General features: G+C 37.3%; 12 protein-coding genes. All 12 read right to left on the minus strand.

Going from position 1 to position 13,051, the window contains the following annotated elements; genetic code table 11:
• Positions 1–136: 136 nt before the first annotated feature.
• The 12 genes from MM239_RS13150 to MM239_RS13205 all read right to left on the minus strand — a co-directional run bounded on the left by MM239_RS13150 (position 137) and on the right by MM239_RS13205 (position 12,986).
• Positions 137–556, minus strand: a complete 420-nt coding sequence (locus MM239_RS13150; RefSeq protein ID WP_241348711.1) for a hypothetical protein — start codon at positions 554–556, stop codon at positions 137–139.
• Between the two features lie 190 nt (positions 557–746).
• Positions 747–1,571: a mechanosensitive ion channel family protein gene (locus MM239_RS13155; protein ID WP_241348712.1), complete on the minus strand. Its 825-nt coding sequence runs from the start codon at positions 1,569–1,571 to the stop codon at positions 747–749.
• Between the two features lies 1 nt (position 1,572).
• Positions 1,573–1,758: a hypothetical protein gene (locus MM239_RS13160; protein ID WP_241348713.1), complete on the minus strand. Its 186-nt coding sequence runs from the start codon at positions 1,756–1,758 to the stop codon at positions 1,573–1,575.
• Positions 1,755–2,327 (minus strand): RNA polymerase sigma factor, encoded by a 573-nt coding sequence (locus tag MM239_RS13165; RefSeq protein WP_241348714.1) that lies wholly within the window; start codon positions 2,325–2,327, stop codon positions 1,755–1,757. The genes MM239_RS13160 and MM239_RS13165 overlap by 4 nt, the downstream gene beginning before the upstream one ends.
• 50 nt (positions 2,328–2,377) lie before the next feature.
• Entirely contained in the window at positions 2,378–2,950 is a 573-nt protein-coding gene (locus MM239_RS13170) for a flavodoxin family protein (protein ID WP_241348715.1), read from the minus strand.
• A 187-nt stretch (positions 2,951–3,137) separates the two neighbouring features.
• Positions 3,138–5,912 carry an aconitate hydratase AcnA gene (gene acnA, locus MM239_RS13175; RefSeq protein ID WP_241348716.1) on the minus strand — a complete coding sequence of 925 codons (2,775 nt, stop codon included), beginning with the start codon at positions 5,910–5,912 and terminating at the stop codon, positions 3,138–3,140.
• A gap of 364 nt (positions 5,913–6,276) precedes the next feature.
• Positions 6,277–8,196: a polysaccharide biosynthesis protein gene (locus MM239_RS13180; protein ID WP_241348717.1), complete on the minus strand. Its 1,920-nt coding sequence runs from the start codon at positions 8,194–8,196 to the stop codon at positions 6,277–6,279.
• A gap of 203 nt (positions 8,197–8,399) precedes the next feature.
• Positions 8,400–8,993, minus strand: coding sequence for an acetyltransferase (locus MM239_RS13185; protein ID WP_241348718.1), 594 nt, complete (start codon positions 8,991–8,993; stop codon positions 8,400–8,402).
• Between the two features lie 3 nt (positions 8,994–8,996).
• Positions 8,997–9,611, minus strand: coding sequence for a sugar transferase (locus MM239_RS13190; protein WP_241348719.1), 615 nt, complete (start codon positions 9,609–9,611; stop codon positions 8,997–8,999).
• The gene (locus MM239_RS13195; RefSeq protein ID WP_241348720.1) at positions 9,604–10,749 is read right to left on the minus strand and encodes a DegT/DnrJ/EryC1/StrS family aminotransferase; all 1,146 of its coding nucleotides are present in this window, start codon (positions 10,747–10,749) and stop codon (positions 9,604–9,606) included. Before MM239_RS13195 ends, MM239_RS13190 begins: the two co-directional genes overlap by 8 nt.
• Before the next feature lie 173 nt (positions 10,750–10,922).
• A complete protein-coding gene (locus tag MM239_RS13200; RefSeq protein ID WP_241348721.1) occupies positions 10,923–12,080 on the minus strand; it encodes a glycosyltransferase family 4 protein in 1,158 nt (385 codons plus the stop codon).
• A gap of 324 nt (positions 12,081–12,404) precedes the next feature.
• Positions 12,405–12,986: a TlpA family protein disulfide reductase gene (locus MM239_RS13205; RefSeq protein ID WP_241348722.1), complete on the minus strand. Its 582-nt coding sequence runs from the start codon at positions 12,984–12,986 to the stop codon at positions 12,405–12,407.
• Between the last annotated feature and the right edge of the window lie 65 nt (positions 12,987–13,051).

The raw sequence follows: 13,051 nt of genomic DNA on the forward strand, positions 1-13,051 counted from the left end.
TTCAACTATCTCTAGCAGGTGGGAAAACCTTGAGAGTACCATGGATTATTGTCTCAAACACCTTTATGCTTATCGACGCCAGATTCAAAGAAATTTAAACAGATCCCCAGAAACATGACAAAGTAGGGTTAACACATTACTTCAATTTCAATCTTTCACTTTTGAAGATGGTCTGATCAAAATTAGGCCAGTTGGCATTTTTCACATCTTCAGCAGTGACTACAAAGTGTTGAGGTCCGTAGGTAACTGCACCTGAAAGATTTGCTTTATTCCTTTTAGACACTTCTAATGTCCCTAGGTTTTGATATTCCCCATTTTTGTTTTCCGCCCAAAGAATATAATAATCTCTTTTGGGTGTCAAGCGAGACGGATTTGCTAAATTCTCTACGTTTACATCAAATGTGTAAACTCCTCCTTTTTGTTTTTTCACTTTAACCTGACCGTCTGCTCCAGGAACCACCGCAGAATTAGGGAAAGTATATTTCTTATTACATGACCCTAATGCAAAGATTACAGTGGCTAAAAGTGATAGTAAAATGATTCGATTCGTTTTCATAATAATTGTTGGTTTATAGTGTTTAGACACCAAACTTTCAATTAGGTCACACCTCTTTTGAATAAAAATCAATAAAAACTTAAAAAATACTATAAACATTTAAACATCAACTTCTTAAATATCAAATAAAAAATCCACGGTCTACAATAATCTGTGAACCGTGGATACCTTCTTGAAATATTTTTGATGCTTAATGCTTCACTATCACTTCATTTGCAAAATCTTTGATGGGTACATGGAATTCACCTTGCTCGTTGGCTATTACCACCGTAAGATTGCCAATGGACAATAATCTTCCCTTTTTGTCCTTATAAGACACTGTATCTCCTATCATGTAATTCCTTCTTACATAATATGTGTATAGGGTCTTTTGCACCAATTCGATAGAGCCTACTCCTAATGCCACTACCAGTGTCAGCACAACTCCTGATACGATAATTACCAAGTTGCCTGTGATCACACTGATATCTATACCAGCTTGGTTCAATGCAGTAAGAGTGAAAATTATTGCAATGATAAAAAAAACGATACCACTGACCATGGAAGCGCCTGTGAATGCTATAGCTTCTAAAAAACCTCTAATCGCCCTTTTGATAAAATTAGCGATATACAAACCTATGATTAAGAGTGCTAGAGCGCTAAAGAGTTTTGGCAGATACGACACCAAATTGGTGATCTCATTAGATATAACAGACCAGCCTAAGATATCGGCAGCCACTGTCAAAAAGACCAAATACAGAATCCACCTGACAAATGCGATGATCACTTTAGATAAATCAAACTCAATGGAGGAATCACCAAAAGATCTTGACTCTTTGAGTCTATTAGAAATTTCATCAATCTTTGATTTCTCCAAGACCTTTGCGAGCACAAAGGTGATCAATTTTGTAAAAAGCCATCCTAAAACAAGAATTACAACAGCACCTAACAAGCTTATGAGATTAGCACTCAGTTGCTCACCCATTTTCAAAAATGTATTCATCGTCACTTCTGCCCAATCGGTAATTGTTTTCATATCAATTAGTTTTGTTTTTGTTGATAAACAATTCATTTAAGGAAACTGGTAATGCATCTCCAAATAGACTTGCAATTTCTAAAATCAATTTAGCTTTAGAAACATCTGCCATAACTTTTTCTTTAAGCTCTGGTGGGGTTTCCTCTAGCTTTTGATCCAATAATTTAAATGGATTTATATCACTCATATCTCTATGGTTTTATAGACTTTCAATAACTTGCTCTTTGCTCTACTCAACCGCATTTTCACTGCGCTGGTACCGATTTCATATAATGCTTCCAAATCCCCAATACTTGCATCATCTTGATACTTGAGCAAAAGGATCATTTTCTCTTCTGGGTCGATTTTTTCTAAAGCCGATTTCAATCGCTCTACTTCCATACTTTGAATCTCAAAGTCATCCTCTGGGTTTTGGAGGTTGAGTAATTCATCAGTATCTACTGCATGACGCATCATCTTTGCATCCCTATCTCTATTGACATAGTTCACACAATGATTGTAAGACAAGCTATAAAGCCAAGTCGAAAACTTAGATTTACCTTGGAATTTACCAATACTAACGAACAATTTCAAAAAAATGTCATGGGTGATGTCTTGCGCTACTGCTTTGGACTTGGTAAAACTCAAGCATTTGTTAAAAACTAGCTTTTCATACCTGTTGTATAGCTCTTCAAAACAGCGGATATCCATGGTTTTCACCATTTCGGACGCTATGGCCTCATCCGTCATTAATTTTAACTTTTCTCTATCTACCATTGCGATTTAGACACCGTATTTTAGGAAAAGTCACTCCCACTGTGCAATATTTATTTAGCAATCAATTCAGCGACTCTATTCCCTAATCCTGTCGCCTTTTCTAAAAACAAATCGGCTATATCCCTACCCTCAAATTCTCCTTCACCTGTAATTGCAGATGCTCCAAAAGAAGCTTCTACAGTATCTCCCCCCACTATAATCATCCCATGTATCATCATGGCCCTTATCATCGAAAACATCACCGCCTCCTCTCCTATCGAAAACCCTCCTCCAGTCACAAAAACAGCCCCAAACTTATCCTTCAACATCCTTCCTTCAAATGGCCAACTATTGATAAATTCCTGAACTTCAGGAGCCATATTTGCATTGTAAACAGGTGAACCAAGGATAATAGCATTTGCCCCTGTAACCTCTTCTATCAGCACATCTTTGATGTCTTTTAACACAACACCAACCCCTCCTTGCGCCGATACACCTTTTGCCACAGCCTCTGCCATGGACTTGGTCTTCCCTGATTGAGAATAATAGGCAACTAATACAAATGGCGCTTCCTGTGAAAAAGCATCAATTGATATCAATTGTAAAAAAACCAATGCATAGATTTTTAAAACTATACCCTTCATCTATTGTGCTTAGGATGATTCAGCCAGCAAGTTATGATAAAATTCCAGGAGTTCCGAGAAGGGTTTAAAACCTTTCACTTCAATACAGAAAAACATTCTGCAATTTTATCTTGAAAAAAATTAAAAGTTGAGGGATACCAATAAAAATTTATTTGATATCCCTCAACATAGAAAATGTTATTTGAGGTTATTTTTTGAGAAAATCTCTCAAAACATAGTGTAGAATCCCTCCATTTTTATAATAAGCTACTTCTATTGCAGAATCCAACCTACAAGAAACTGAAAAAGAAACTGATTTACCTTCCTTATTGACAGCTTCAACTTGAAGTGTTTTTAGGGGTGTCAAGTCATCAGCAATTCCAGTGATCGTATATTGCTCTGTACCATCAATTCCTAAGGTTTCTGCTGTATCACCTGCCTCATATTGCAAAGGAAGTACACCCATTCCTACTAAATTGCTTCTGTGGATTCGCTCATAACTTTCAGCCAAGACAGCCTTGATGCCTAGAAGGTTTGTTCCTTTCGCAGCCCAGTCTCTGGAAGAGCCACTTCCATACTCTTTACCTGCCAAAACTATTAGTGCTGTATTGTTTTCCTTGTATTTTTTTGAAGCATCGTATACACTCATTTCTTCCCCACTTGGAATATGAGTAGTATAGCCTCCTTCTTTGGATGTGAGTTGATTTTTGATCCTGACGTTGGCAAAAGTACCCCTGACCATCACCTCATCATTTCCTCTTCTGGAACCATAGGAATTGAAATCCTTCCTTTCAACTCCTCGATCAATCAAGTACTGTCCTGCAGGACTGTTAGCTGCAAATGACCCCGCTGGGGAAATGTGATCGGTGGTAATTGAATCACCTAGTTTGAGTAAAACTTGCGCTCCTTTTATATCTTTTGGTTCAGCCACATCTTCCGATAAGCCTTCAAAAAATGGTACTTCTTTGATGTAAGTACTCTCATCTGACCATTGATAGATCTCATCCTGAGGGGCGTTTAGTTCCTTCCATTGCTCATTCCCTTCGAATATTTCACCATAGCTTTTTTGAAAATCAGCTGGAGAAAGTACCTTTCCCATCACTTCAAAAATCTCTTCATTACTTGGCCAAATATCTTTTAAATAGACTGGCTCCAAGTTTGGATCATACCCGATTGGCTCATTTTGCAAGTCTACGTCAACCCTTCCGGCAAGTGCATATGCAACCACTAGCATGGGAGACATAAGGTAATTCATTTTCACTTGCGGGTGCACCCTAGCTTCAAAGTTCCTATTGCCGGAGAGAACAGAACTCACGACAAGGTCATTTTCTTCCACTGCCTTCGCTATATGCACAGGCAATGGACCAGAATTACCAATACATGATGTACAACCGTATCCTACTACGTGAAACCTCAATGCTTCCAAGTCATCCAATAGTCCTGCGGAACTTAAATAGTCTGTCACTACCTTTGAACCTGGAGCCAGAGAGGTTTTAACCCAAGGTTTCACATCTAGACCTCTCTCCCGGGCCTTTTTGGCAACCAAACCTGCTCCAATCATCACAGAAGGGTTGGAAGTATTGGTACAAGATGTGATCGCTGCAATCACAATAGATCCATCATGCAAGGCAAACTTCTCATTGTTTAGCTTTACAACAACAGTTTTTAGTCCATTTTTAACTTTTGTCTCATATTCAACCTCATTTGGACTAGTACCTTTGTTTTCAGACGGTTGACTTCCTCCTTCTCCATACCATCTCCCCTCTTCTCTCTTATCTATAGGAATGTATGCTCTACCATGAACCTCTTGTAGTAGCTCTCCAAACTTTTCCTTGAACTCCCTTACCAAAATTTTATCTTGTGGTCGCTTTGGTCCTGACACGGTAGGTTCGACAGTACTTAGGTCAAGAGACACTACTGAGCTATATTTGATTTTCGCTTCATTTTCCCTCCATAGCATATTAGCTTTTGTATAGTCTTCCACTAAAGTAATCTGATCATCAGACCTATTGGTCTTTTTCATATAGTCCAAAGTCCTGTCATCAATAGGAAAATAAGTCACTGTGCAACCAAACTCGGGAGACATATTTGAAATGGTAGCCCTGTCTGGTACAGTCAAATTATCTAATCCAGAACCAAACACCTCAACAAACTTTCCTACCACACCATACCTTCTAAGCATCTCTGTGATGGTCAAAACCATATCAGTTGCTGTAGTCCCAAGTGGAAGCTTTCCTGTAAGTTCAAGCCCTACTACTTCTGGCATAATAAAATAAATGGGCTGTCCCAAAATCGCTGCCTCTGCCTCAATTCCACCTACACCCCAAGCAACTACTCCTATACCATTTACCATCGGGGTATGAGAATCTGTACCTACCAAAGTATCTGGAAAAACTTGTGAATCTCTTGCTATCACACCTTGAGCCAAATACTCCAAATTTACCTGATGACAAATTCCCATCCCTGGAGGTACCACGGAAAAATTATCAAATGCCTTTTGAGCCCATTTTAGGAATTGGTATCGTTCTCCATTTCTTTCGTATTCGACATCTACATTTTTTTGATAGGAATAATTTGTCCCAAAGTAATCTACTTGGACAGAATGGTCAATAACAAGGTCAACAGGTATGAGTGGGTTGATTTTGTTCGGATCTTTTCCCTTTCTTACAGCCTCCGCTCTCAGCGATGCAATATCAACTACCGCTGGAACCCCCGTAAAGTCCTGCATCAAAACCCTTGCTGGCTTGAAAGGCACATCTTTATCAGAGGCGTCTGGAGTCCAATTTGCCAAAGTTTCGACATGATCTTTGGTTATTGCAAAATCATCATAGTTCCGAAGTGCGTTTTCTAATAAAATCCGAATAGAAAATGGCAGATGATCAATCTTAAAACCAGCATCTTGCATTTTTTTCAAACTCCAGTAGGTGAATTCTCCCTTCTCGGACTTCAAGCTACTTTTTACTTTAAAAGGATCGAGTGACATGTAGGTATGTTTTAGTTTGGTTAAAGAAAATTAAAAAAACAGGGTGATTAAATATCGTGATTTTTCGTTGAAATGAAAAATCCCCAGCTAGACATGTGCATCTGAAATCGTGAATTTGTCAATTAATCAAAACAAAGACATTAATTAGAAAACACTAAATAGTCAACCTAATAAAATTGAAAAAAGTTTACCTGTAAACATTAAATGATACATTGAGCTACATTTTTATAGGCATTCGCTAGGTAAAAAATATCTAATTTATGATTTTATGCGTAGGGCGTGTTGCCAACTATAAAAATCAATACAGGTCATGAACTTAAGGAAAAATATCAAGTATGGTATATTAGAAAACTCCCTTACACTTTTAATTCATCCGATCAAGTATTTGAAACCTAGATGAATTACTTATAAACTCTGGTACAATGGTTTTCAAATGAGCTACAATGTCACCTTCATTTCCTTTTTCAAGCAAAGGAAAAAACATTTCTATCTGACCATTGATTTTAGAATAATTAAAAGATTGAACCCTAGCTATCAAAATTTTAGGGTGATGTGTAAGCCCAACAGACTCCGAATCATTTAGAAGTTCCTCATAAAGTTTTTCTCCATCACGAAGACCAGTAAATACTATCTGAATATCTTCCCCTACTTTTCTGCCACTTAATTGGATCATTTTTTTTGCCAAATCAATGATTTTCACAGCCTCACCCATGTCAAACACAAAAACCTCTCCCCCGTTCCCAATGATTCCAGCTTCGAGGACAAGCTGACAAGCTTCTGGAATAGTCATGAAATATCGTGTGATCTCTGGATGGGTCACCGTCACAGGGCCACCTTTGTAAATTTGACTTTTGAAAAGAGGAATTACCGAACCACTTGAACCGAGTACATTCCCAAACCTTGTTGTTACAAATTTTGTGTAATTTTCTTGATGATTCTTTTCCAAATACTCATTTAATGCCTGCACATAAATTTCTGCTGCTCTTTTGGTTGCTCCCATTACATTGGTGGGATTGACTGCCTTATCAGTACTCACGAGCACAAACTTTTCCACCTTATTCAAAACCGCCAAATCCGCCAATACTTTTGTACCTATGACATTATTATTAATAGATTCTTCTGGATGATTTTCCATCATTGGCACATGCTTGTAGGCTGCTGCATGAAAAATCAAATTTGGCTTGTAAGTTTTGAGCACCTGCTGTATTTTGTTTTTGTTTTTGATATCAGCAAGAATGAATTTTAGGGGAACTGATGTCTCTAAAGAGCTGAAAATCTGCCCAATTTCATAAAGGTGAGCTTCAGACTGATCAAGTAATAATAAAAGCTTTGGCTGATAGTGAACAATTTGCAAACAAAGTTCTTTTCCAATAGTGCCCGCTGCACCAGTGACCAATACGACCTTCCCCTCCAATTCCTCCTTAATAACAGGCCTATTCAAAGAAATCTGATCTCTCCCGAGCAAATCCTCTATCTTTACCTCTCGAATAGCATTCAATTCCAAGCCGCCATTAACCCATTGGCTTACAGGAGGAACGATACTCACCTGTAGGTTTAATCTTAAGCAAGATTCTGTTATTTCTCTTTTACGTGGTACAGCCAAATTTTGTATTGCTATGATGATATCACTAACACCATGTTTTTCAACCAGTAATTCAAGGTTTTCCAATCCTTTGAAGACGGTCTTTCCATCGATCTGCTTCCCATCTTTCTTGGGGTCATCATCCAGAAAGCCAACTACATCCAGCCGAGTCCCACTGTCTCTTTTGATTACTTCATGCGTAATCATACCTGCTTCTCCAGCTCCAAAAATCAAAGCTACTCTTCCTTTTATTGCTTTTGGCTGATCTTGCGATTTGACAAATAGAAAAATCTCTTTGACCAAAAATCTATATAAAACTAATGTGACCAAAGCAATCAATCCAGCTATGACAATTACAGAAGTCGGCATCAATGGAGCTCTAGAATTATTAAAATAACCTAATTGGCTTATCAATTCAACTAAAATAACTGAAATTAAAACTGTCTGTGCAAGTTTTACGATGTCTTTGAGGCCTGTTAATCGGATGATTCCATCATAACTCTTTGTAATAATCATTGCAATCAGCCCAAAGCCCATAAACACAATTATTCCCAAGAAATTTTTATGGAAATCTTGAAAAGTAAATTCAAAATTGAAACGAATTGCATACCCTAGAATACCAGAAATACAGAAAACGACGATGTCTAACACCGCCACCAACCATTTTGGTATGATTCTGATATTTCTTAAAATCCCTAACATATAACCTTTCGATTAAATTGTTTTTTCTAGTGCTTTAAATCCTGGTTTTTTCACCTCCATGGCACAAATGCACTAAGTATTGTCCAAGTGTGTGGTGAATGGTAGAAGATTTTAGATGTGAGATGTGAGATTTGTGAATTTCGTTTCTAGCTTCTCGTTTCTTGTTTCTCCTCTCTAGTTTCTCTCTACTAAAGAAAGGCTTTTCAAACTTTCCTATTTCCAATCCATCTTGAGCCATCTTCTAGGTCTTGATGAACTACACTTCCAGCACCGATGACACACCACCTGCCGATTTTGACATTGGGTAATATCACAGACTTCGCACCTACCAAAGTACCTTGTCCTACCTGCACATTTCCACACAAAGTACATCCAGGTGCAATATGTGTAAAATCCTCGATTTTACAATCATGATCAATTGAAGCTAAAGTGTTTAGAATCACATGATCACCAATACTACTATCCACTTTGACCACAACCCTCTCCATCACTATTGTACCCATCCCTAAAGATACTGACTTTGAGACAAGTGCAGACTCGTGGATTACAGTGGTAAACTGAGCATTTTTGAACCTTTCATTAGCAAACTTATATCTTCCTTGATTACTTCCTATAGCTATGATTATTGGATACTCATTTGGCAATGTGGAAGGAATCGGTGTGGTTACTCTCATGCCCATCACATACTCAAGCTGTAAATCATCATCAAAGATACCAGCTATATGCTCCTTATTGGGAAACAAATCGATTATCGCTTTAGCATGCCCTGATGCTCCTATGATATTAACCAAACCCATGGCCTAAGCAATTTGATTTCCCTTGAACTTCCCTACTGTAACATGCCCCTGCTGAGTGACTCCCTTTCCTGACAATACATTTACACAAGTGATGAGAAGAATTTTCAAATCAAGCACAAAACTCAAGTGCTGAACATACCAAACATCAAACTCAAATTTGTGACTCCAATCAATGGCATTACGACCGTTCACTTGTGCCCAGCCTGTGATTCCTGGTTTGACAAGATGCCTTTGGTTTTGAACAGAATCGTATAATGACAAATACTCAACAAGCAAAGGACGAGGGCCTACCATACTCATATCACCAACAAGTACATTGATAAGCTGTGGCAGTTCATCTAGTGAAGACTTTCTTACTATTCTGCCAAACTTTGTGATTCTTTGACTGTCTGGAAGTGAATTACCAGATGTGTCGAAAGCATCATTCATTGTTTTGAATTTTATGATTCTGAAAACCTCTCCATTCAACCCTGGTCTTTCTTGGTAAAAGAAAGCTTCACCATTCTTATTGATTAAGGTGAGGACCATCCATATGACAAGAAAAAACGGCAAAAAGATAATGGTAAGCACAAGTGCTACGAACAAATCTAATATCCTTTTACCAACCTGATTATACATACTTTTTCTTGTTTATGCCCTGCTCCAAAATTACGGATACAACCCTCTGTTGATCCTCCATTTTCAATTGGGGGCTACTTGGAAGACAAAGACCTTGTTCAAAGATGATTTCAGCGACCTCACCTCCAAAATACATGCATCCTGAAAAGGATTTCTGTAAATGAAGCGGTTTCCAAACAAACCTACTTTCAATATTATTGTCATTTAAGCTCAGCCTGAGCATTTCTTTATCAAATCCTGATTTATGCGCATCAATACGAATCGTAGTCAACCACCTGTTAGCAAAAACATCATCAGGCTCTTCCAAAAATGTAACTCCCGGAAATTCACCTAAAATTGTTTTATAAGATTCATATACTTTTCTTCTTCCAGCAATTTTTCCTGATATATCCTCTAGTTGAGCCAAACCAACGGCAGCTTGCACATTTCCAAGTCTAAAATTGTAGCCAATCTCCAAATGTTCAAAATAATGGACATTTTCCCTCGCTTGAGAAGCTAATTTCCTCGCTCTCTCAAGTAAGTTTGAATCATCAGCAATCAATGCTCCACCACCTCCTGTAGTAATAATTTTATTACCATTGAATGAAAATACACCTACTTTTCCAAGTGTACCGCAAGGTCTATTTTTATAGCTTGAACCCATTGATTCTGCAGCATCTTCGAGTATGGGTACTTGATATTTTGTACCTAAAGCCAGAATTTCATCATACATTGCTGGCATGCCAAACAAATCTACCACCACGATTGCTTTCGGCAATTTTCCTTTTTTGTCAAGCTCACTCAATGCTTCTTCTAAAGCCTCAGGGCACATGTTCCAAGTAGTGGGCTCACTATCAACAAATACAGGAATAGCCCCCAAGTAAACAATAGGATTGGCAGAAGCGCAAAAAGTAAAAGATTGGCAAATCACATAATCCCCTGCTTCAACGCCAAGTAACATTAACCCAAGATGAATGGCTGAAGTACCTGAGTTTAAACCAACAGCTTTCATAGGCTGTACATGTCCGTCTAGTGCATATTCGAACTCACTCAAAAAGTCTCCACCAGCTGCAATATAGGGAGTTGTAAGCACCTTTGATATATATAGCGCTTCATTTCCATTATAAAGAGGAGAAGATAAAAGGATAGGACTTTGCATTAAATTGTGATGATTTGACCTCTAAAGTAGTCAATCAATCATGCAAAACAAGTGTTTTAAAAAGAAAAAAAACATGGAAATCAGGCTTAAAAAGTCACAAAACTTAAAAAAAAATTAGAATTGCAAAAATCACATGACCTAAAGCAAAATAACATCAATGAAAGTATAAACCACTAATTTTCATTTAGCTCAAGCTTTTTTATAATCTTAGCATTTATTTCTGGAGAAACCTTTCTAGCTTTCTTAGATTTCTTCAAAGATAAAATCGGAGGGGTCTGACTTTGTATTTCTTTGACCCTTCTGAGCGTAATTACATCGAGCCTTAAACCAAGTACTACTGCGGTCAAAACAACCAAAGGCAGCATAACATAATCATTGAACCTGGTCCCCAAAAACATTACAGCAATAAAAAACAACATGATGCCTGTCATGGACAAAGCTACTTGATCATGTCTCAAACCCATCCTCATCATGAAATGATGAATATGGCTTTTATCCGCCGAGAATGGTGATTTCCCTCTTCTAATCCTTTTGGTAAAAATCCTACAAGTATCATATACTGGTACAATCAACAGCGCAAAACCTGAAGCTATAGGAGCATTGAATTTCCAACCTTCAAAACCAGACATGGTACCATTGGAATCAACAAAAAGCACAGTCATAACAGAAAGTGCAAATCCTAAACTAAGTGATCCCGTATCACCCATAAATATTTTTGCTGGATGCCAATTGTAAATCAAAAAAGAGAGAATTCCACCTACTAATATAAATGAAAACGAACTAAATGCGCTCATATCTGCTTGCAAAAACCACCAACCCAAAAAGGTAAATGCGACAAGTGATAAAGACCCAGCCAAGCCATCCAAACCATCAATCAAATTAAAAGAGTTAGTTAAGGCCACAATTGTGAAGATGGAAATACCATAACTGAGTAATACTGGTATTTCATAAATCCCCATAAAGCCATAGAGACCAGAAATACGAATATCTCCAAAAACCACTACCATGTAAGTTGCAACCAATTGACCCAAGAGCTTATGCCAAGGCCTTAAATCAACAAGATCATCTCTTAAACCCAATAAAAACATCAAACCAAAAGCGGTAAGAAAAAACCTTATTTCTACCAAGTCTGGAAATGAAAACCAGGTTATGCTTGCAACAAATGCGCCAATCACAAAGCTGACACCTCCCATAGATGGTGTGAATCCAGTGTGAATTTTACGCCCACCCGGAGCATCTATCATTTTGAGTTTTTTCAATACTAAAATCAATATCGGAGTTACAAGAAATCCAACGATGAATGAAGTGCTGAGGGCAAGAAAAGTTATCATAAAAAGACCAATTTGTTCAAAGGTAAAAAGGATAAATGTCAATATCAATAGAATATCAAAAAAAGTATAAAAAGTCTTGATAAATTAAAATAAATAATTTTTCCAAATTAGATAATTAATGTATTTTAAATAAATAAAAAGGTGTTATAAACTTTCTCCCTAGTCATATTTCACGAATTAAAGCAATAAACAACAGAATCTATGGGATTTAAAAAATTCCAATTACAACTATACAATATTTAATCTAGTCCAGCGTTTTTATTGCCGAGTCTTTTTTTATTTCTAAAAGAACGAAAGAGTTTGTTGAATTCATGTATACAAATCTCATACTTTTATCAAGCTTTTCAGAAACAATCTAAATTCTTGGGTGTCAAAATTACTCATTCCCTCTTGATAAAATAAAATTTGTCCCTTTTCATCTACAACAAAAGTTGTAGGAATTGACTGGGATTGCAAAGAAGAATTTAGACCATGAGATGCATGATAAATGGGAAAATCCCAGCCTTTATCCTTTACCAGCATTTTACTTTTCTCAAAATCCTTATCCGTCGCAATCATCATGAAATCAATACCCTTTTCATCTTTGAACTTCTCATACAATGAAGCTATATGTGGCATTTCAGCCCGGCAAGGCGGACACCATGTAGCCCAGATATTGATAAAGATAATCTTCCCCTCTAGTTGCTTCAGCTCAAATACTTCTCCATTGATATCTGTAAAATGGCCAGCATAGTTGAATGTCTCAAAGGTCTTATTTTCTAAAACAATCTTGGGTTTGATAAGTCCTGTTGAAAGCAAGGCCGATTGTATCCCACCCATGATTGGAGTGATCAATCCTGTAAAATACAAGAATGCAAATATTGATAGTATTAATCCCCAGCTTTTAAATTCTTTTTTCCAATTCATATTTGCAAAACCATAATTAATACCTAAAACTAATTCAGATTAATAAAACAACAAACAAATCCTCA

Source organism: Belliella filtrata (assembly GCF_022549775.1).
Taxonomy (GTDB): Bacteria; Bacteroidota; Bacteroidia; order Cytophagales; family Cyclobacteriaceae; genus Belliella; species Belliella filtrata.

Excerpts from the sequence above, each read along its gene's own strand:
- MM239_RS13205 (WP_241348722.1), bottom strand. The coding sequence starts at position 12,986 with ATGAATTGGAAAAAAGAATTTAAAAGCTGGGGATTAATACTATCAATA.
- MM239_RS13160 (WP_241348713.1), bottom strand. The coding sequence starts at position 1,758 with ATGAGTGATATAAATCCATTTAAATTATTGGATCAAAAGCTAGAGGAA.
- MM239_RS13170 (WP_241348715.1), bottom strand. The coding sequence starts at position 2,950 with ATGAAGGGTATAGTTTTAAAAATCTATGCATTGGTTTTTTTACAATTG.
- MM239_RS13195 (WP_241348720.1), bottom strand. The coding sequence starts at position 10,749 with ATGCAAAGTCCTATCCTTTTATCTTCTCCTCTTTATAATGGAAATGAA.
- MM239_RS13180 (WP_241348717.1), bottom strand. The coding sequence starts at position 8,196 with ATGTTAGGGATTTTAAGAAATATCAGAATCATACCAAAATGGTTGGTG.
- MM239_RS13185 (WP_241348718.1), bottom strand. The coding sequence starts at position 8,993 with ATGGGTTTGGTTAATATCATAGGAGCATCAGGGCATGCTAAAGCGATA.
- MM239_RS13190 (WP_241348719.1), bottom strand. The coding sequence starts at position 9,611 with ATGTATAATCAGGTTGGTAAAAGGATATTAGATTTGTTCGTAGCACTT.
- MM239_RS13155 (WP_241348712.1), bottom strand. The coding sequence starts at position 1,571 with ATGAAAACAATTACCGATTGGGCAGAAGTGACGATGAATACATTTTTG.
- MM239_RS13200 (WP_241348721.1), bottom strand. The coding sequence starts at position 12,080 with ATGATAACTTTTCTTGCCCTCAGCACTTCATTCATCGTTGGATTTCTT.
- acnA (WP_241348716.1), bottom strand. The coding sequence starts at position 5,912 with ATGTCACTCGATCCTTTTAAAGTAAAAAGTAGCTTGAAGTCCGAGAAG.
- MM239_RS13165 (WP_241348714.1), bottom strand. The coding sequence starts at position 2,327 with ATGGTAGATAGAGAAAAGTTAAAATTAATGACGGATGAGGCCATAGCG.
- MM239_RS13150 (WP_241348711.1), bottom strand. The coding sequence starts at position 556 with ATGAAAACGAATCGAATCATTTTACTATCACTTTTAGCCACTGTAATC.